The 16,873-nt window shown below is 64.0% G+C and carries 20 protein-coding genes; 7 read left to right on the top strand and 13 right to left on the bottom strand.

Features of this window, described 5'->3' with window-relative positions; all coding sequences use genetic code 11:
• Position 1 precedes the first annotated feature (1 nt).
• The gene (gene rpoH / locus ACO6VM_RS22635; RefSeq protein ID WP_110996018.1) at positions 2-856 is read left to right on the top strand and encodes an RNA polymerase sigma factor RpoH; all 855 of its coding nucleotides are present in this window, start codon (positions 2-4) and stop codon (positions 854-856) included.
• Between the two features lie 214 nt (positions 857-1,070).
• Here rpoH and mtgA read toward each other — a convergent pair whose 3' ends face one another.
• Positions 1,071-1,781, bottom strand: a complete 711-nt coding sequence (gene mtgA, locus ACO6VM_RS22630; protein WP_390968180.1) for a monofunctional biosynthetic peptidoglycan transglycosylase — start codon at positions 1,779-1,781, stop codon at positions 1,071-1,073.
• A 64-nt stretch (positions 1,782-1,845) separates the two neighbouring features.
• Here mtgA and ACO6VM_RS22625 point away from each other — a divergent pair, with 64 nt between their 5' ends.
• The 4 genes from ACO6VM_RS22625 to trmB all read left to right on the top strand — a co-directional run bounded on the left by ACO6VM_RS22625 (position 1,846) and on the right by trmB (position 4,117).
• On the top strand, positions 1,846-2,217 hold the full coding sequence (locus ACO6VM_RS22625; RefSeq protein ID WP_401055674.1) for a DUF423 domain-containing protein: 372 nt from the start codon (positions 1,846-1,848) through the stop codon (positions 2,215-2,217).
• Positions 2,218-2,319: 102 nt separating this feature from the next.
• Positions 2,320-2,520 carry a sulfur carrier protein ThiS gene (gene thiS / locus ACO6VM_RS22620; RefSeq protein WP_110996034.1) on the top strand — a complete coding sequence of 67 codons (201 nt, stop codon included), beginning with the start codon at positions 2,320-2,322 and terminating at the stop codon, positions 2,518-2,520.
• Positions 2,521-2,572: 52 nt separating this feature from the next.
• The gene (locus ACO6VM_RS22615) at positions 2,573-3,385 is read left to right on the top strand and encodes a thiazole synthase (protein WP_125860906.1); all 813 of its coding nucleotides are present in this window, start codon (positions 2,573-2,575) and stop codon (positions 3,383-3,385) included.
• Positions 3,386-3,394: 9 nt separating this feature from the next.
• Entirely contained in the window at positions 3,395-4,117 is a 723-nt protein-coding gene (gene trmB / locus ACO6VM_RS22610; protein ID WP_401055671.1) for a tRNA (guanosine(46)-N7)-methyltransferase TrmB, read from the top strand.
• 1,201 nt (positions 4,118-5,318) lie between these two features.
• Here trmB and ACO6VM_RS22605 read toward each other — a convergent pair.
• From ACO6VM_RS22605 to ACO6VM_RS22565, 9 genes are all read right to left on the bottom strand, one after another.
• A complete protein-coding gene (locus ACO6VM_RS22605; RefSeq protein WP_011531731.1) occupies positions 5,319-5,645 on the bottom strand; it encodes a DUF3392 family protein in 327 nt (108 codons plus the stop codon).
• Positions 5,646-5,654: 9 nt separating this feature from the next.
• Entirely contained in the window at positions 5,655-6,833 is a 1,179-nt protein-coding gene (gene hemW, locus ACO6VM_RS22600) for a radical SAM family heme chaperone HemW (protein ID WP_401055669.1), read from the bottom strand.
• Positions 6,830-7,426 carry an RdgB/HAM1 family non-canonical purine NTP pyrophosphatase gene (gene rdgB, locus ACO6VM_RS22595; RefSeq protein ID WP_125860896.1) on the bottom strand — a complete coding sequence of 199 codons (597 nt, stop codon included), beginning with the start codon at positions 7,424-7,426 and terminating at the stop codon, positions 6,830-6,832. The genes hemW and rdgB overlap by 4 nt, the downstream gene beginning before the upstream one ends.
• Positions 7,423-7,857, bottom strand: coding sequence for a DUF4426 domain-containing protein (locus tag ACO6VM_RS22590; protein WP_390968184.1), 435 nt, complete (start codon positions 7,855-7,857; stop codon positions 7,423-7,425). Before ACO6VM_RS22590 ends, rdgB begins: the two co-directional genes overlap by 4 nt.
• A 25-nt stretch (positions 7,858-7,882) precedes the next feature.
• Positions 7,883-8,503, bottom strand: coding sequence for a methionine biosynthesis protein MetW (gene metW, locus ACO6VM_RS22585; RefSeq protein ID WP_390968185.1), 621 nt, complete (start codon positions 8,501-8,503; stop codon positions 7,883-7,885).
• 7 nt (positions 8,504-8,510) lie between these two features.
• On the bottom strand, positions 8,511-9,650 hold the full coding sequence (metX, locus tag ACO6VM_RS22580; protein WP_110996008.1) for a homoserine O-succinyltransferase MetX: 1,140 nt from the start codon (positions 9,648-9,650) through the stop codon (positions 8,511-8,513).
• Positions 9,651-9,738: 88 nt separating this feature from the next.
• On the bottom strand, positions 9,739-10,329 hold the full coding sequence (locus tag ACO6VM_RS22575) for a YggT family protein (RefSeq protein ID WP_390968186.1): 591 nt from the start codon (positions 10,327-10,329) through the stop codon (positions 9,739-9,741).
• Positions 10,330-10,342: 13 nt separating this feature from the next.
• The gene (proC, locus tag ACO6VM_RS22570) at positions 10,343-11,161 is read right to left on the bottom strand and encodes a pyrroline-5-carboxylate reductase (protein WP_401055665.1); all 819 of its coding nucleotides are present in this window, start codon (positions 11,159-11,161) and stop codon (positions 10,343-10,345) included.
• Positions 11,162-11,200: 39 nt separating this feature from the next.
• On the bottom strand, positions 11,201-11,887 hold the full coding sequence (locus ACO6VM_RS22565; protein WP_347150815.1) for a YggS family pyridoxal phosphate-dependent enzyme: 687 nt from the start codon (positions 11,885-11,887) through the stop codon (positions 11,201-11,203).
• Positions 11,888-11,952: 65 nt separating this feature from the next.
• On the opposite strand from ACO6VM_RS22565, the gene ACO6VM_RS22560 reads away from it, so the two are divergent.
• Positions 11,953-12,945, top strand: coding sequence for a type IV pilus twitching motility protein PilT (locus tag ACO6VM_RS22560; protein WP_401055663.1), 993 nt, complete (start codon positions 11,953-11,955; stop codon positions 12,943-12,945).
• Positions 12,946-13,053: 108 nt separating this feature from the next.
• On the opposite strand, the gene ACO6VM_RS22555 is transcribed toward ACO6VM_RS22560, so the two are convergent.
• Positions 13,054-13,692: a C40 family peptidase gene (locus ACO6VM_RS22555; protein ID WP_110996003.1), complete on the bottom strand. Its 639-nt coding sequence runs from the start codon at positions 13,690-13,692 to the stop codon at positions 13,054-13,056.
• A gap of 158 nt (positions 13,693-13,850) precedes the next feature.
• Between ACO6VM_RS22555 and ACO6VM_RS22550 the strand changes: the two genes are divergently transcribed.
• Positions 13,851-14,276 carry an NINE protein gene (locus ACO6VM_RS22550; protein ID WP_401055661.1) on the top strand — a complete coding sequence of 142 codons (426 nt, stop codon included), beginning with the start codon at positions 13,851-13,853 and terminating at the stop codon, positions 14,274-14,276.
• 39 nt (positions 14,277-14,315) lie between these two features.
• On the opposite strand, the gene ACO6VM_RS22545 is transcribed toward ACO6VM_RS22550, so the two are convergent.
• Positions 14,316-15,011, bottom strand: coding sequence for an SPOR domain-containing protein (locus tag ACO6VM_RS22545; protein WP_401055659.1), 696 nt, complete (start codon positions 15,009-15,011; stop codon positions 14,316-14,318).
• Position 15,012: 1 nt separating this feature from the next.
• A complete protein-coding gene (gene argS / locus ACO6VM_RS22540) occupies positions 15,013-16,749 on the bottom strand; it encodes an arginine--tRNA ligase (RefSeq protein WP_401055657.1) in 1,737 nt (578 codons plus the stop codon).
• Between the last annotated feature and the right edge of the window lie 124 nt (positions 16,750-16,873).

The raw sequence follows: 16,873 nt of genomic DNA, 5'->3' as shown, positions 1-16,873 counted from the left end.
AATGACCACATCGTTGCAACCTGCCTATGCCCTGGTACCCGGTGCAAACCTGGAAGCCTACGTGCACACGGTCAACAGCATCCCGCTGCTGACGGTCGAGCAGGAGCGTGATCTGGGCGAGCGTCTCTATTACGAACAGGATGTCGAGGCCGCCCGGCAAATGGTGATGGCCCACCTGCGTTTCGTCGTCCATATCGCCCGTAGCTATGCTGGCTATGGTCTGGCCCAGGCCGACCTGATCCAGGAAGGCAACGTCGGCCTGATGAAGGCGGTAAAACGTTTCAACCCGGAAATGGGCGTACGTCTGGTGTCCTTCGCGGTGCACTGGATCAAGGCCGAGATCCACGAGTTCATCCTGCGCAACTGGCGCATCGTCAAGGTGGCCACCACCAAGGCCCAGCGCAAACTGTTCTTCAACCTGCGCAGCCAGAAGAAACGCCTGGCCTGGCTGAACAATGACGAAGTGCATCGCGTGGCTGAAAGCCTGGGCGTAGAGCCCCGCGAAGTGCGTGAAATGGAAAGCCGCCTGAGCGGCCAGGACATGGCCTTCGACCCGGCAGCCGAAGCCGATGACGACAGCGCCTTCCAGTCGCCCGCGCATTACCTGGAAGACCACCGCTACGATCCGGCTGTGCAGCTGGAGGACGCTGACTGGAGCGACAACTCCACCAGCAACCTGCATGAAGCCCTGCAAGGCCTGGACGATCGCAGTCGCGACATTCTCTACCAGCGCTGGCTGGCGGAAGAGAAGGCCACGCTGCATGAGCTGGCGGACAAGTACAGCGTTTCGGCCGAGCGTATTCGCCAGCTGGAGAAGAACGCAATGAACAAGGTCAAGGCACTGATCGCCATCTGATCGGCGCCCTGGCTGAATAAAAAAACCGCTGCTCTCGCAAGAGGCAGCGGTTTTTTTTATTGGGCATGGCGCTGCGCGCATCCAGCTGGAGCGCAGGCCCCTGTGGGAGCGGCTTTAGCCGCGAACGCCAGCGAAGCTGGCGCCGTCCACCGCGTTGCCTTTTTCGCGGCTGAAGCCGCTCCCACAGGTTACTTGATGCCCTTGCGAGCGCAGCTTAGAGCCTGCGCGAAGGATCCAGCTGCATCAGGTAGCTCGGCCCACCCAGCTGGCTCATCTGCCGGCGAATCCACCCCGCGCGGCTGGCCACATAGGTACTTGGCCGGCTGGCGCTCCATTTGATCGGGCTCGGCAACACGGCAGCGAGCTGTGCGGCCTGTTGTCGCGTCAGGCGGCTGGCATCCACGCCAAAGTGATAGCGTGCCGCCGCCTGGGCGCCGAACACGCCCTTGCCCCACTCGGCGCTGTTCAGATACACCTCGAGAATCCGCTCTTTCGACCAGAACAGCTCGATCAGTGCCGTGAACCAGGCCTCCAGGCCCTTGCGCAGCCAACTGCGGCCGGACCACAGGAACATGTTCTTGGCCACCTGCTGGGTCAGGGTGCTGGCGCCACGGACCTTGCCGCCCCGTTCGTTGTAGGCCAGCGCCGCCTGGATGGCCGGGATGTCGAACCCCCAGTGGTTGGCGAACTTCTGGTCTTCACCGGCGATGACCGCCACCTTGAGCTCGTCCGAGATCTCTTCCCAGGGTGTCCAGTCGCGCTGCAGGTCGATCGGCTCGCCACTGAACCATGACTCCACCTTGCGCTCGACCATCAGCGCCGTGCCGGGCGGCGGTACCCAGCGCAGTACCAGCACCACGGCAATGCTTGCGACAGCGAACCAGAGCAGGCCGCGGGTGAAGTGGCGCAGGAAGGATGACAGCATGGTGATGGCTTGGCCGGACCGTTGGAACGGGCCATTATACAGACCCCTTTCGAGGAGTCGTCCCATGCTTCGCAGCTTCCTGATGCTCGCCGCCTTCTTCGGGTTCACCGGTGTCGCGCTCGGCGCCTTTGCCGCCCATGGCCTGAAGAGCCGCCTCAGTGCCGATTACCTGGCAGTCTTTCACACCGGTGTCACCTACCAGTTGGTGCATGCCCTGGCGATCCTCGCCGTGGCCGTGCTCTCGGTGCACCTGCCCGGGCGCCTGGTAGGCTGGGCCGGCAGTTTGTTCGCGCTGGGTATCGTGCTGTTTTCCGGCAGCCTCTACGTGCTCACGCTGACGGGCCTGGGCAAGCTCGGCATGATCACCCCGCTGGGTGGCCTGTGCTTCCTCGCCGGCTGGTTGTGTCTGGGCCTGGCCGCCTGGCGCCTGGGCTGACCGAGTGGTCCACAATCGCGACTAATGGCGCGCCCCACCCTTGGGTTGCAAGGCTGATCAGGGCTAGAATGCCTGCCCCAACGAACAATGGTGGCCGTGCGCATGCGCATTCAACTGAACGGTGAACCTTACGAACTGCCCGCGAGCGAGAGCGTCGCGGCCCTGCTCGGCCGGCTCGAGCTGGCTGGCCGCCGGGTGGCGGTGGAACTGAACCTGGACATCGTGCCGCGCAGTCAGCACGAGAGCACGCTGCTGAGCGAGGGCGACCAGGTTGAAGTGGTCCACGCCATCGGCGGTGGTTGAGCAAGCCCGGCGATTCACCCGTAAGCCCCGTAACCTTTCCTGAGGAACATCGATGAGCAACGTTCGCAGCGACAAGCCCTTCATCCTGGCCGGGCGCACCTTCCAGTCGCGCCTGCTGGTCGGTACCGGCAAGTACCGTGACATGGAAGAAACCCGCCTGGCCACCGAGGCCTCGGGTGCCGAAATCGTCACCGTCGCCGTGCGCCGCACCAACCTGGGCCAGAATGCGGGCGAGCCGAACCTGCTCGACGTGCTGTCGCCGGACAAGTACACCATCCTGCCGAACACCGCAGGCTGCTTCGATGCGGTAGAAGCCGTGCGCACCTGCCGCCTGGCCCGTGAGCTGCTCGATGGTCGCAAATCCCATGAGTCGCGCACGCTGGTCAAGCTGGAAGTGCTGGCTGACCAGAAAACCTTGTTCCCCAACGTCATTGAAACCCTCAAGGCCGCCGAAGTGCTGGTCAAGGAAGGTTTCGACGTGATGGTCTACACCAGCGACGATCCGATCATCGCCCGTCAGCTGGCCGAGGCCGGCTGCATCGCGGTGATGCCCCTGGCCGGCCTGATCGGTACGGGCCTTGGCATCTGCAACCCGTACAACCTGCAGATCATCCTCGAGGAATCCAAGGTGCCGGTGCTGGTCGATGCCGGCGTGGGTACCGCCTCCGACGCCACCATCGCCATGGAGATGGGTTGCGAGGCGGTACTGATGAACTCGGCCATCGCCCATGCCCAACAGCCGGTGCTGATGGCCGAAGCCATGAAGCACGGCATCCTGGCCGGGCGCATGGCCTACCTGGCCGGTCGCATGCCCAAGAAACTCTACGCCAGCGCCTCTTCGCCGCTGGATGGTCTGATCAAGTAAGAGCCCCAGATGACTGAATCGCAAGAAACGCCGAGCACCGCCGACGGCGAAGATCGCCCGCACCGTCGCATCAAGAGTTTCGTGATGCGCGCCGGGCGCATGACCGAAGGCCAGCAGCGTGGCCTGGAGCAGGGTGGCCCGCTGTTCGTCCTGCCGCTGGCTGATAGCCCGGTGGACTACGACCAGGTGTTCGGCCGTTCGGCGCCGCGCACCCTGGAGATCGGCTTTGGCATGGGCCATTCGCTGCTGGAGATGGCCGCCGCCTCGCCCGAGCTGGACTTTATCGGCGTCGAAGTGCACCGCCCGGGTGTCGGCGCTTTGCTGAACGGCGTGCTCACCCAAGGCCTGAAGAACCTGCGGGTGTACGACTGCGACGCCATCGAAGTGCTCAACCGCTGCGTGGCCGACAACAGCCTCGACCGCTTGATGCTGTTCTTCCCAGACCCCTGGCACAAGGCGCGTCACCACAAGCGCCGGATCGTCCAGCTGGAGTTCGCCGAGCTGGTGCGTCGCAAGTTGAAGCCCGGTGGCGTGTTCCACATGGCGACCGACTGGGAGCCTTATGCCGAATACATGCTGGAAGTGATGAGCGCAGCACCGGGCTATCGCAACCAGGCGGCTGATGGCGCCTACGTGCCACGCCCTGAAGAGCGCCCGATCACCAAGTTCGAGCGTCGTGGCGAGCGCCTTGGGCACGGCGTGTGGGACCTGAAGTTCGAGAAGGTGGACTGAGCGGCATTCGTTCAGCGTCATGCTTCGAAGCCTGGGTGACTGCAGGCGAAAAAAAACCGCCTTGCGAAGGGCGGTTTTTTTATGCGGGCTTCGGGTTACGAATCCTTGGCCTGCGTACTTCACTGGAGACAACCACAGCTGGATCTTAGGGTTGCCGGCAAAACGCGTCAATCAAGGAAATATCCGGCATTACGTGTGACAACGCTGGAAACAGCCATGGCTGATCGGCTCACGTAAGCTCGCTGGGCTCCCCATGTGATTCATCCAGTGGCGGGTCGGGAACACCACGGTTTCTCGGCCCCTTCGACGCGGCCTACGACCCGCGCCGGTGAAGTTCATCGAAGGGCCATCAACCTGGCCACTTCACTGGAGACAACCACAGGGTCTCTGAAGGTGTCGAAGTGCCGGTTAGATACTGGAAGATTGGCCTGGCCAGTACGGAGGCCAAGGCATATGAAGCATCTGCTGAAAATGCTGAGCCACGCCTGGAAGCTCGTCCGGCTCTTGATCCTGTTCAAGACCGCGAGGGACTTCCTGCGTGATCACTTCGATGATGCCCGCTGAGGGCTAGTGGAGTGAGGGGCCGCCCTGGTTCGCCAGGGTGGCTTTTAGCCGCCGCTCACCCCCGCCGGTCAGCCTCCACGGCAACCAACATCAGCAGCCAGCCCACCAGGCATGCTTCGAAGCATGGGTAACTGCAGGCGAAAAAAAACCGCCTTGCGAAGGGCGGTTTTTTTATGCGGGCTTCGGGTTACGAACCCTTGGCCTGCGTACTTCGGTTTCACTGGAGATAGCCCACAGACGAAATACTAGGGGTGCCTGGAAATGGCGTCAATCACAGAAATATCCAGCAGTATGTGTGACTGAATGGTTAACAGCGTTCAAGCCTCACGGCCTGCGAACCGTGCCGGTGGTTTTTTCGAAGGGCCATCCACCTGGCCACTTCACTGGAGATAACCCACATGATCTCTGAAGGTGTCGAAGTGCCGGTTAGATACTGGAAGATTGGCCTGGCCAGTACGGAGGCCAAGGCATATGAAGCATCTGCTGAAAATGCTGAGCCACGTCTGGAAGCTCGTCCGGCTCTTGATCCTGTTCAAGACCGCGAGGGACTTCCTGCGTGATCACTTCGATGATGCCCGCTGAGGGCTAGTGGAGTGAGGGGCTGCCCTGGTTCGCCAGGGTGGCTTTTAGCCGCCGCTCATCCCCGCCGGTCAGCCACCACCCCAATCAACACCAGCACCACCAGCAACACAGGTGCCAGCGCATAGTTGTTGAACTGTCCCAGACCCTTGACGATCCACGGTGTGGCATAGATCAGCGCCGCGCCGCTGCCGATCATCACCAGCAGCGCCATGAACGGCACGCGCAGGGCGCCGGCCAGGCCGCCCAGGCGCCCCTCGACCCAGCCCTTGATATCGGTGCCGAACAGCACCAGCAGGCAGCCCACCAGGGCCAGCGAGATCTCCGACAGGTTGCTGCGGCTCCAGCGGGAGACGGTCGAGAGCAGGTCAAGTACCAGGTCCATGGGTCATCCTTAATTCAAGAAGTACTGCAGCAGGTCATTGAGGAACAGCTGGCCGCGCGGCGTAGCCGCCAGTCGATCCGCTTCGACCTGCAAAAGGCCCTTTTGTTCGGCTGCGCGGCGGGCTTGCGCGAGTTGCGCCAGGGGCAGCCCCGTGCGTTGCGTGAACAGCTGGGCTTCCACGCCCTGGGTCAGGCGCAGCGCGTTCATCAGGAATTCGAAGGGCAGTTCATCGACCGGCAGCAACTTCTCGCCTGCCTTGAAGGGCTTGGCCGGGTTCAGGTAGTCCTTGGGCAGGCGGGTCTTCCAGGTGCGCAGGATGCGCCCGTCGGGGAACGACAGCTTGCCGTGGGCACCGGCACCGATACCGATGAAGTCGCCAAAGCGCCAGTAATTGAGGTTGTGCCGTGCGGCGCGCCCCGCCTGGGCGTAGGCCGACACTTCGTATTGCTGGTAGCCGTGCTCGGCCATCAGCGCCTGGCCGGCTTCCTGGATATCCCAGAGGATGTCGTCCTCGGGCAGCTCGGGCGGCTGGTTCCAGAACACGGTGTTGGGCTCGACCGTCAGCTGATACCAGGACAGGTGCGTCGGCGCCAGTTCGATGGCCTGGCGCAGGTCGCCAAGCGCGTCGTCCAGCGACTGGTCCGGCAGGCCGTGCATCAGGTCCATGTTGAAGTTGTCGAAGCCGGCCGCGCGGGCCATGTCGGCGGCGCGCACCGCTTCAGCGCCGTTGTGGATGCGCCCGAGCTTCTCAAGCTTGGCTGGCTGGAAGCTCTGCACGCCGATGGACAGCCGGTTGATGCCGGTCTGCCGATAGGCCTTGAACTTTTCCTGTTCGAACGTGCCCGGGTTGGCTTCCAGGGTGATCTCGATGTCGGCGGCAAACGGGATGCGCTGCTCGACACCCCGCAACAGGCGGCCAAGCGCAGCCGCGCTGAACAGGCTGGGGGTGCCGCCGCCGAAGAAGATCGTGCTGATCGGCCGGCCCTGAACGGCAAGCAGTTCCTGGTCGAGGTCGGCCAGCAGGGCATCGATATACTCGTCTTCGGGCAATGTGGGCCCGGCCTGGTGCGAGTTGAAGTCGCAATAAGGGCATTTGCGCACGCACCAGGGGATATGGATGTACAGCGACAGCGGCGGGAGTTCGGGGAGGATCAGGCCCGCCGGCTGTACCAACAGCTTTTCGCTCATGCCAGGCCCAGGCGCTGACGCAGCAAGGCCATGGCGCGGGCGCGGTGGCTAAGCTGGTTCTTGTCGATGGGCGCCAGGTCGGCGCTGGAACACTTGCGCTCCGGGACCCAGAACAGCGGGTCGTAGCCGAAACCATGCTCACCGCTGGCCTCGAACAGGATGCTGCCATGCCACAGGCCTTCGCAGAGGATCGGCAGCGGGTCGTCGGCATGGCGCACCAGCGCCAGCACGCAGACGAACTGCGCGCCACGCTGTTCCTTGGGCACATCCTTCAGCGCTTCAAGCAGCTTGGCGTTGTTGGCCGCGTCGCCCTTGCCGTCGGCGTAGCGTGCCGAATAGATGCCCGGCGCGCCGCCGAGGAAGTCCACCGCCAGGCCCGAGTCGTCGGCCAGGGCCGGCAGGCCGGAGATGCGTGCGGCGTTGCGCGCCTTGAGGATGGCGTTCTCGACGAACGACAGGCCGGTTTCTTCCGGCTCTACCTGGCTGAATTCACCGATCGAGCGCAGATGCACGGAGTCGCCGAGCATGGCCTGCAGTTCCTTGAGCTTGCCGGCGTTATGGCTGGCCAATACGAGTTGCTGGAAATTCATCATTCGCCTGGGAACACTTCCTGGTTGAAGCTGAGTTGATTGCTGACGCCGCCGGTTTCGACATTCAGGTCGAAGGTCAGGGTTTCAGCCTGGTCGATCTTGAACTGGGCGATGTAGTACACCGCGCCCTGGTCGGTGATCTGCTTGAACGACAGCGGGCTGCTGCGCCCGGTCAGGTCCTTGACCGTGCCGCTGACCACCGAGGTGGCCGCCTTGCCGCCCTTGAGCACGGCGATATTGAGCACACCCTGGTTCTTGCTGCGGGTAAGGCCGGTGGCAGCGGCGATGTCAGGCTGCAGCATGCTCGAGGTGAAGGCGCTGTAGTGGACCGTCACGTCGCCGAACACTTCCTTGCGATCGGGCTTGGCGGCATCGGCAGCCAGCACCGGCAGGGCCAGGCACAGGCTGATCAGAAACAGTGCTAGTCGACGCATGATCCCATTCCTCCGTTCGCGAGCGTCAGACGGCGAGCTGGTGCTCCTGCAGGCCCGGGCTGCTGACGCGATAAATACCGATTTCACCTAGAAGATTAGGCCAAAGGCGGCCGCCCAACCCATTACGGTGCAAGTGGTCGACGGCCAGGCGGTCGAGCACCTTGGCGTGGCGTTCGTGGCACAGGTTCTCGAAGTCTTCGAACGTGCAGAAGTGAATGTTCGGCGTGTTGTACCAGGTGTATGGCATGAAGTCCGACACCGGCATGCGGCCTTTGGTCGCCAGGTACCAACGGCAGCGCCAGTGGCCGAAGTTGGGGAACGTAATGATGCACTGGCGGCCCACTCGCAGCATTTCGTCGAGAATCCGGTCGGGGTACTCCACGGCCTGCAGGGCCTGGGTCATGACCACCACGTCGAAGCTGTTGCTGGCGAAGTTGCCCAGGCCCTTGTCCAGGTCCTGCTCGATCACGTTGACGCCCTTGGCCACGCACTCGGCGATGTTGTCGGCGTCGATCTCCAGGCCGTAGCCGGTGACGTTCTTGTGCTCGCGCAGCGAAGCCAGCAGCTCGCCGTTGCCGCAGCCCAGGTCGAGTACCCGGCTGCCGGCGGGGATCCAGTCTTGGATGATTTCCAGGTCGGCTCTCATGGGGTCCTCACAGGGCGATGCGGTTCATGTAGTTGGCGAAACCCTGCATGTAGCGAGGCGTGGGGATCAGGAAGGCGTCGTGGCCGTAGGGCGAGTCGATATCCAGGTAGCAGACGTTCTTGCGTGCGGCCATGAGGGCATCGACGATCTCCCGCGAACGGGCCGGCGAGAAGCGCCAGTCGGTAGTGAACGACATGATGCAGAAGTCAGCCGTGACATGCGCCAGGGTCGCCGCCAGGTCGCCGTCGTGGGCCGCCGCCGGGTCGTAGTAGTCCAGCGCCTTGGTCATCAGCAGGTAGGTGTTGGCGTCGAAACGCCCGGAGAACTCCTCGCCCTGGTAGCGCAGGTAGCTCTCGACCTGGAATTCGACGCTGTGGAAGTCGTAGTTGAGCTTGTCGCTCTTGAGCTCGCGGCCGAATTTTTCGCCCATCGAGTCGTCGGACAGGTAGGTGATATGGCCGACCATCCGCGCCAGCATCAGGCCGCGCTTGGGGATCACGCCTTGGTCCTGGAACGAACCGCCGTGGAATTCGGGGTCGGTGAGGATGGCCTGGCGCGCCACTTCGTTGAAGGCGATGTTCTGCGCCGACAGCTTGGGTGCCGAGGCGATGTCCACGCAGTGACGTACCCGGTCCGGGTAGGTGATGGTCCACTGCAGTGCCTGCATGCCGCCGAGGCTGCCGCCGACGATGGCGGCCCAGGTGTGGATGCCGAGGCGATCGGCCAGGCGCGCCTGGCTGTGCACCCAGTCTTCCACCGTCAGCACCGGGAAATCGGCGCCGTAGGGCTTGCCGGTGGCCGGGTTGAGGCTGCTGGGGCCGGTGCTGCCGTTGCAGCCGCCGAGGTTGTTCAGGCTGACCACGAAGAAGCGGTTGGTATCGATCGGCTTGCCGGGGCCGATGCAGCTGTCCCACCAGCCCGGCTTGCGGTCGGTGGCGGCGTGGTAGCCGGCGGCATGGTGGTGGCCGGACAACGCGTGGCAGATGAGCACGGCGTTGCTGGCGTTGCTGTTGAGCTCGCCATAGGTTTCGTAGATGAGTTCGTACGAGGCCAGGGCGCGGCCACAGGCCAGGGCCAACGGTTCATCGAACCGGGCGATCTGCGGTGTTACCAGACCGACGGAATCTTCGGGAAAGACAGTGGACATCGACCCTGCTCACGCTTGACGGAGGCGTAAGTCTAAAGAGCGCTACCCCCAGCGGCAAGCAATGGCTTGCCGCAGGAGATATCGCGGGTCAGATCATCCGCCACAGCTCTTGTGGCATGCCGGCGTAGGCCGCCAGCTGGGGCATGAGGAACGACTGGATCACCTGGATGGCGATGAAGGCGAAGATCGGCGAGATGTCCATGCCGCCCAGGTTCGGCACCAGGCGACGGAACGGCGCCAGCACCGGCTCGCTGATCTGGTAGGCCAGCTCGGCAGCAGGGTTGTGGCTGTTGGGCGCGACCCACGAGACGATCACCATGACGATCATCGCTACCCAGAAAATCTTCAGGAACAGCGAGGTGATGCCGATGATCGCCCACATCAGCAGGTGCAGGACGTCGCCGAAGGTACCGTAGGTGACCATCAGCACGAAGGCCATCAGCAGCGCCTGGATCAGGACCGACAGCAGCAGCGACGAGGTATCCAGGCCGGCAATGCTCGGGACTACCCGGCGCAGCGGCTTGAGCAGCGGCTGGGTGGCGCGCACGGCGAACTGGCTGAGCGGGTTGTAGAAGTCGGCCTTGACCAGTTGCAGCACGAAGCGCAGCAGGACGATCGCCAGGTACAGGCTGACCAGGGTTTGCACCACGAAGATCGCGGCGCCGGACAGTGCATTCATTGAAAAAGGCTCCTTATTTGCCCAGTTGTTCGGCCAGTTCCGCGGAGCGCTTGGCCGCGGCTTCCAGTGCCTGCTCGACGATGGCCTCGAAGCCATTGGCCTGGAACGACTTGATCGCCGCTTCCGTGGTGCCGGCGGGCGAGGTGACCCGGCGGCGCAGCTCGGCGGCATCGACGTCGCTGGCCACGGCCATGCGTGCGGCGCCCAGGGCGGTTTGCAGGGTCAGTTGCGAGGCGGTTTCACGCGGCAGGCCGAGCTTTTCGCCAGCGGCGGTCATGGCTTCGATCAGCAGGAAGAAGTACGCCGGGCCGCTGCCGGAAACAGCAGTGACGGCATCCAGTTGCTGTTCCTGGTCCAGCCACAGGGCGGTGCCGACGGCGGACAGCAACTGCTCGGCCTGCTCGCGCTGCTCGGCCGACACTTGCTGGGTGGCGTACAGGCCACTGACGCCCTGGCGCAGCAGTGCCGGGGTGTTGGGCATGCAGCGCACCACCGGGATCGCGCCCAGCCAGGCCTGCAGGCTGGCACAGGTGATGCCGGCGGCGATGGAGACGACCAACTGGCCAGGCTTGAGGTTCGGCTTAAGGGTTTCGCAGACGGCTTTCATCACCTGCGGCTTGACCGCCAGGACGATCACATCCACACCGTCGATGGCTTGGGCGTTGTCGGCGAATGCTTCGATGCCGTGCTCGGCCTGGATGCGCGCGCGGGTGTCGGCACCCGGGTCGCTGGCGCGGATCTGCGAGGCGTCCAGGCCCTGGGCGCGCAGGCCGCCGATCAGGCTGGCGGCCATGTTGCCGGCGCCGATAAAGGCAATACGAGTCTTGCTCATGTCAGGTCCTTGAGGGAAAGAGTGAGTTTAAGCATGGATTCAGGGCTGGCCGTAGTCGCGTGCACCGAACAGGGCGGTGCCGATGCGGACCCAGGTCGCACCTTGGGCGATCGCGGCTTCAAGGTCATGGCTCATGCCCATCGACAGGGTGTCCAGGCCCAGGCCGAGTTGCGCTTGCAGCTGGCGCAGGGTGGCAAAGGCGGCCTCTTGTTCGGCACGGTCTTCGGTCGGTTCCGGTATCGCCATCAGCCCGCGCAGGCGCAGGCCGGGGAGGGCGCTGACGGCCTGGGCCAGCGCCGGCAGGTCGGCGGGCGCGCAGCCGGACTTGCTGTCTTCACCGCTGACGTTCACCTGCAGGCAGATGTTCAGCGGCGGCAGATGGCCCGGGCGTTGCTCGGACAGGCGTTGGGCGATCTTCAGGCGGTCCACGGAATGTACCCAGTCGAAGTGCTCGGCGATGGCTTTGGTCTTGTTCGACTGAATGGGGCCGATGAAGTGCCAGATCAAGGGCAGGTCGGAAAGCGCCTGTTGTTTTGTCAGGGCTTCCTGAAGGTAGTTTTCGCCCACATCGCGCAGCCCGGCCGCAAAGGCCTCGCGAACGGCGCTGGCGGGCTTGGTCTTGCTGACCGCCAGCAACTGGACGCTGGCCGGGTCGCGTCCGGCGGCCCTGGCCGCGCTGTCGATACGGCTGGCAATGGCGGAAATGTTGTCTGCTAGGGTGGACATGGATCGTCGCCGGCGGCTGTGAGGTCTGCGGCATTCTACCTGCTTGATGGCCGTTGGGGAGTCTCATGGATGTGACCGACCTGCTGGCCCGGGCTGTGGCTGCGGGCGCCAGTGACCTGCACCTGGCCGCGGGCGAGCCACCGCTGTTGCGCCTGGATGGCGCGTTGCAACGCATGGCGCTGCCGGTGCTGACGTGCACGGCGCTGGAACAGGGAATGGCCGGCCTGCTCGATGAAGGGCAGCGGCGGCAATGGCTGTGCGGTGATGAACTGGACCTGGCGCTGAGCCTGCCCGGCGTGGGGCGCCTGCGCTTGAACCTGTTCCGTCAGCGCAATGGCTTGGGCGCAAGCGTGCGGCTGATCCCGGCGCGGGTCCCCAGCCTCGACGAACTTGAACTGAACGATGTGTATCAAGCCGTTGCGCAGTGCCGGGATGGCCTGGTGCTGGTGGGTGGGCCGACGGGCAGCGGCAAGTCCAGCACCCTGGCGGCGCTGCTCGATCAGCTCAATCGCGAGCGCGCGCTGCAGGTCATCACCCTGGAAGACCCCATCGAATTTATCCACAGCGGCCAGGGTTGCCTGGTCAATCAGCGGGAGATCGGTGTGCACAGCCGTGACTTCGCCCAGGGGCTGCGCAGTGCCTTGCGTCAGGACCCGGATGTGATCATGGTCGGCGAATTACGTGATCTGGAGAGTATCCGCCTGGCGTTGCGCGCAGCGGAAACCGGGCATCTGGTGCTGGCAACGGTGCACACCCGCTCGGCGGTGAACAGCATCGACCGGCTGGTGGAGGTGTTCGTGGCCGAGGAGAAGCCGCTGGTGCGCATGATGCTTGCCGAGTCGCTGCGCCTGGTGGTGGCTCAGGTGCTGGTCAGGCGGGTGGGGGGCGGCAGGGTGGCGGCAAGGGAGGTGCTGGTGGCGACGCCAGCGGTGCGCAACTTGATTCGGGAGGGGCGCATGGCGCAGGTGCAGTCGTTGATGCAGGCGGGGGCGGCGTTGGGGATGTGCACGATGGAGGGGGCGTTGCAGGCGCTCAAGCACAAAGGGCTGGTTGACTAGCGCTGTTGCCTGTTCGAGCGAAATCGCGGGGCAAGTCGCATCGGCGCACCGCCGCTCCCACGCCTTGTACGAGCAGCGTGGGAGCGGGCTTGCCCCGCGATTGACGGCTTAGCGCTTGGCCAGGGCCAGTGCCTGCTGGTCCTTGGGCAAAACGCGCTTGGCCACCACGTAATGCTTCTGCCAGTAAGGCTTCTCCAGGCTGTCGATGCTCACCCGTTTGCCGGTGCGCGGCGCGTGGATGAAGCGGTCGTTACCCAGGTAGATGGCCACGTGATTGACCCGGCGGCTCTTGATGTTGAAGAAAATCAGGTCGCCCGGCTTGAGGTCACTCTTGGCCACCTTCACACCCTGGCCCTGGGCCATGGCATTGGAGGTGCGCGGCAGGTCGACATCAGCCACGTCGTTGAAGGCGTACTTGACCAGGCCGCTGCAGTCGAACCCCTTCTTCGGGCTGCTGCCGCCCCAGCGGTACGGCGTGCCGAGCACGTTCACGGCGCGGCTGAGCACTTCGCTGCTCTGCTTGGGCGACATGGCCACGGCCTGCAGCGCCTGGCGCTGGGTGGCGTTGCTCGGGCGGGCACTGAGGGTGGCCTTGCGGTACTGCACAGGTGCGCGTTTCACCGAGCTGTCGGCATTGCTCGTGTAACCGGTGAAACCGCTTGGAAGACGTTGCTCACGATTGGTGGCGTGGGCGGCCAGGGGTAATAAAAGGCAGAGGGTCAGCCATGTCTTGATGAAAGGCGGCATAGTTGATGCTCTTATAAGGTGTTGGCGCGCAACTTTATAACAGCTTTTTGATCAAATTCTGATCCGTTGGTCGATTGGCCACGTACCATATGTCGGGTCAACACGGAAAAGTCACATTTTCCGTTAGAAAATTTTCGGCTAACCCACGAGGGCTTCGAATGAATGGTTATCAACAGAGTGCGCCCGCGCACGACACCCACAGCAAGGTCCTCGGCTACCTGTTGTGGATTTTCGGTTTCACCGGCGCGCACCGTTTCTATTACGGCAAGCCGATTACCGGGACCATCTGGTTCTTCACCCTGGGGCTGCTGGGGATTGGCTGGCTGATCGACCTGTTCCTGATCCCGTCGATGGACCGCGAGGCGGATCTGCGGTTCGAGTCCGGCGGCGTGGACTACAACCTGGCGTGGATCTTCCTGACCTTCCTCGGGGTGTTCGGTGTGCACCGTCTGTATCAGGGCAAGTGGATCAGTGCACTGATCTACCTGTTTACCGGCGGCCTGTTCCTGCTGGGTGTGCTGTACGACTTCTGGACACTCAACAGCCAGGTTTCCCAGGCCAACGCCGAGCGTCGCCGGGTATGAAAAAAGGCCTTGTCGCGCAAAGCGGCAAGGCCTTTTTCGTTACTGGCGGCGTTGCTGCAACAGCAGGTTGCTGAAGCCTGCCCCGGCCAGTTGCTTCTGCGCCACGGTGAGCTGTTCGCGGTTGCTGAACGGCCCGACCATCACGCGGTACCAGGTTTCTTCTTTCACCGTCCCCGATTCCACCTTGACCGCCTGGCCCAGCAGGATGATCTGCGCCCGAACCTTGTCGGCATCCGCCTGCTTGCGGAACGAGCCGGCCTGCAGGAAGAACTGGGTGGTCGGTGCCGGCTTGATCACCGGTGGTGGTGGCGGTGGCGTTTGCCCCAGCAGTGCGGCCTGGGCCCGGGCGGTGTCGATCTTGGCCGCTTCCGCCGGAGTGACCGGCGTGGTTGGCACGGCCGGCACCGGCGGGGTCTTCTCGGGCACCGCTTCCGGCGGCACGATCACTTCCGACTCCGGCAGCAGGGTGTAGAAGTCGTACTTCGGCTTCACCGGTTGCTGCGGCGTGGGTGTGGTGGTCTTGCTCGCCTCGGCGACCTTCTCCGGCTTCTGCTGTTCGGGTTTGGTGCGCTTGATGTCGCCGCCACCCGGTTCGAGTTTCATCAGGAAGACGATGAAGGCGCCGACGGTCAGGCCGACCGCCAGCCACACCCAGCCTGGGATCGGCTGCTTGGCGGCGGGCTGGTGGCGGCTGGCGCCGCGCTTGGGCGCGGGCTTTTTCTTTGCTGCAGCCAAGTTACATACGCTCCAGGGTTTCCAGGCCGAGCAGCTCCAGGCCCTGCTTGAGGGTGCGGCCGGTCAGGGCTGCCAGGCGCAGACGGCTCTGCTGCTGCTCCGCGGTCTCGGCGCTGAGGATCGGGCAGTTCTCGTAGAAGCTGGAGAACAGGCCGGCGAGGTCGTACAGGTAGCTGCACAGGACGTGCGGGGTGCCTTTGTCGGCGACGTTGTTGAGAATTTCGCCGAACTGCGCCAGGCGCGCGGCCAGGTCCTGCTCGTGGGCAGCCTGCAGCACGATCTTGCCGTCCACCTCGTCGAAGCCCTTGCCGAGCTTGCGGAACACGCCGGCCACGCGGGTGTAGGCGTACAGCAGGTAGGGTGCGGTGTTGCCTTCGAAGTTGAGCATCAGCTCGAAGTTGAAGCTGTAGTCGCTGGTGCGGTGCTTGGACAGGTCGGCGTATTTGACTGCGCCGATACCCACCACTTCACCGATCTTGCGCAGCTCGTCCTCGGCCAGGCCTGGGTTCTTCTCCTTGACCAGCGCATAGGCGCGCTCCTTGGCCTCGTTGAGCAGGTCGATCAGCTTGACGGTGCCGCCATCGCGGGTCTTGAACGGGCGGCCGTCGGCGCCGTTCATGGTGCCGAAGCCCATGTGCTCCATCTGCATCGGGTGGCCGACGAAGCCGGCGCGGCGGGCCACTTCGAACACCTGGTTGAAGTGCAGGGCCTGGCGCTGGTCGACGAAGTACAGGGCGCGATCAGCCTGAAGCTTGTTGCTGCGGTAGCGCACGGCGGCCAGGTCGGTGGTGGCGTACAGGTAGCCGCCGTCGGCCTTCTGCACGATCACCGGCAGCGGGTCGCCCTCGGCGTTCTTGAATTCGTCGAGGAACACGCACTGGGCGCCCTGGTTCTCCACCAGCAGGCCCTTGGCCTTGAGGTCGGCGACCACGTTCGCCAGGTCGTCGTTGTAGGCGCTCTCGCCCATCACGTCGGCCATGGTCAGCTTGACGTTGAGCAGCTCGTAGGTCTTCTGGCAGTGGGACAGCGAGATGTCCTTGAAGCGCGTCCACAGCGCCAGGCACTCGGGGTCGCCGGCCTGCAGCTTGACCACCAGGCCACGGGCGCGGGTGGCGAACTCCTCGGACTCGTCGAAGCGCTTCTTCGCTGCGCGGTAGAAGTTCTCCAGGTCCGACAGCTCGTCGCTGGTGATCGGGTTTTCCTGCAGGTAGGCCATCAGCATGCCGAACTGGGTGCCCCAGTCGCCGACGTGGTTCTGGCGGATGACGTTGTCGCCGAGGAATTCCAGCACGCGGGCGACGCTGTCGCCGATGATGGTCGAGCGCAGGTGGCCGACGTGCATCTCCTTGGCCAGGTTCGGCGCCGACATGTCGATCACGACTTTCTCGAGCGGGCCGGCCTTGCGCACGCCCAGGTGGTCGTCGGCCAGGGCGGCGTCGAGGCGGTTGGCCAGGGCTTCGGTGTTCTGGAAGAAGTTCAGGAAGCCAGGCCCGGCAATCTCGGCCTTGCTGATGTCGGCGCTGGCCGGCAGGGCTGCAATGATTTTCTCAGCCAGATCGCGCGGCTTCATGCCGGCCGGCTTGGCCAGCATCATGGCGATGTTGCTGGCGAAGTCGCCGTGGGTCTTGTCCCGGGCGTTTTCCACCTGGATCGCCGGCGTCAGCCCTTCAGGCAGCACACCGTCGGTGACGAGTTGGGTGAGGGCTTGCTGGATCAGCTGGCGAATGGTGTCTTTCATGGGGATCTCTTTTCGACCGCAAGCGCGGTGGGGCGCTTCGATGCGCAGGTGGAAAAACTGGGCATTATCCGTTGCCGGGGGCGGGTTGCCAACCTTTTGGCCGGTATCGCTGGTCAGGCGTGGG

Source organism: Pseudomonas sp. GZD-209 (genome assembly GCF_049310485.1).
Lineage (GTDB): Bacteria > Pseudomonadota > Gammaproteobacteria > Pseudomonadales > Pseudomonadaceae > Aquipseudomonas > Aquipseudomonas sichuanensis.
This window is presented reverse-complemented; position numbering and strand designations above follow the sequence as displayed.

Coding starts and splice junctions, on each gene's coding strand:
- rpoH (WP_110996018.1), top strand. CDS start 2: ATGACCACATCGTTGCAACCTGCCTATGCCCTGGTACCCGGTGCAAAC.
- mtgA (WP_390968180.1), bottom strand. CDS start 1,781: ATGCTGTCATCCTTCCTGCGCCACTTCACCCGCGGCCTGCTCTGGTTC.
- ACO6VM_RS22625 (WP_401055674.1), top strand. CDS start 1,846: ATGCTTCGCAGCTTCCTGATGCTCGCCGCCTTCTTCGGGTTCACCGGT.
- thiS (WP_110996034.1), top strand. CDS start 2,320: ATGCGCATTCAACTGAACGGTGAACCTTACGAACTGCCCGCGAGCGAG.
- ACO6VM_RS22615 (WP_125860906.1), top strand. CDS start 2,573: ATGAGCAACGTTCGCAGCGACAAGCCCTTCATCCTGGCCGGGCGCACC.
- trmB (WP_401055671.1), top strand. CDS start 3,395: ATGACTGAATCGCAAGAAACGCCGAGCACCGCCGACGGCGAAGATCGC.
- ACO6VM_RS22605 (WP_011531731.1), bottom strand. CDS start 5,645: ATGGACCTGGTACTTGACCTGCTCTCGACCGTCTCCCGCTGGAGCCGC.
- hemW (WP_401055669.1), bottom strand. CDS start 6,833: ATGAGCGAAAAGCTGTTGGTACAGCCGGCGGGCCTGATCCTCCCCGAA.
- rdgB (WP_125860896.1), bottom strand. CDS start 7,426: ATGATGAATTTCCAGCAACTCGTATTGGCCAGCCATAACGCCGGCAAG.
- ACO6VM_RS22590 (WP_390968184.1), bottom strand. CDS start 7,857: ATGCGTCGACTAGCACTGTTTCTGATCAGCCTGTGCCTGGCCCTGCCG.
- metW (WP_390968185.1), bottom strand. CDS start 8,503: ATGAGAGCCGACCTGGAAATCATCCAAGACTGGATCCCCGCCGGCAGC.
- metX (WP_110996008.1), bottom strand. CDS start 9,650: ATGTCCACTGTCTTTCCCGAAGATTCCGTCGGTCTGGTAACACCGCAG.
- ACO6VM_RS22575 (WP_390968186.1), bottom strand. CDS start 10,329: ATGAATGCACTGTCCGGCGCCGCGATCTTCGTGGTGCAAACCCTGGTC.
- proC (WP_401055665.1), bottom strand. CDS start 11,161: ATGAGCAAGACTCGTATTGCCTTTATCGGCGCCGGCAACATGGCCGCC.
- ACO6VM_RS22565 (WP_347150815.1), bottom strand. CDS start 11,887: ATGTCCACCCTAGCAGACAACATTTCCGCCATTGCCAGCCGTATCGAC.
- ACO6VM_RS22560 (WP_401055663.1), top strand. CDS start 11,953: ATGGATGTGACCGACCTGCTGGCCCGGGCTGTGGCTGCGGGCGCCAGT.
- ACO6VM_RS22555 (WP_110996003.1), bottom strand. CDS start 13,692: ATGCCGCCTTTCATCAAGACATGGCTGACCCTCTGCCTTTTATTACCC.
- ACO6VM_RS22550 (WP_401055661.1), top strand. CDS start 13,851: ATGAATGGTTATCAACAGAGTGCGCCCGCGCACGACACCCACAGCAAG.
- argS (WP_401055657.1), bottom strand. CDS start 16,749: ATGAAAGACACCATTCGCCAGCTGATCCAGCAAGCCCTCACCCAACTC.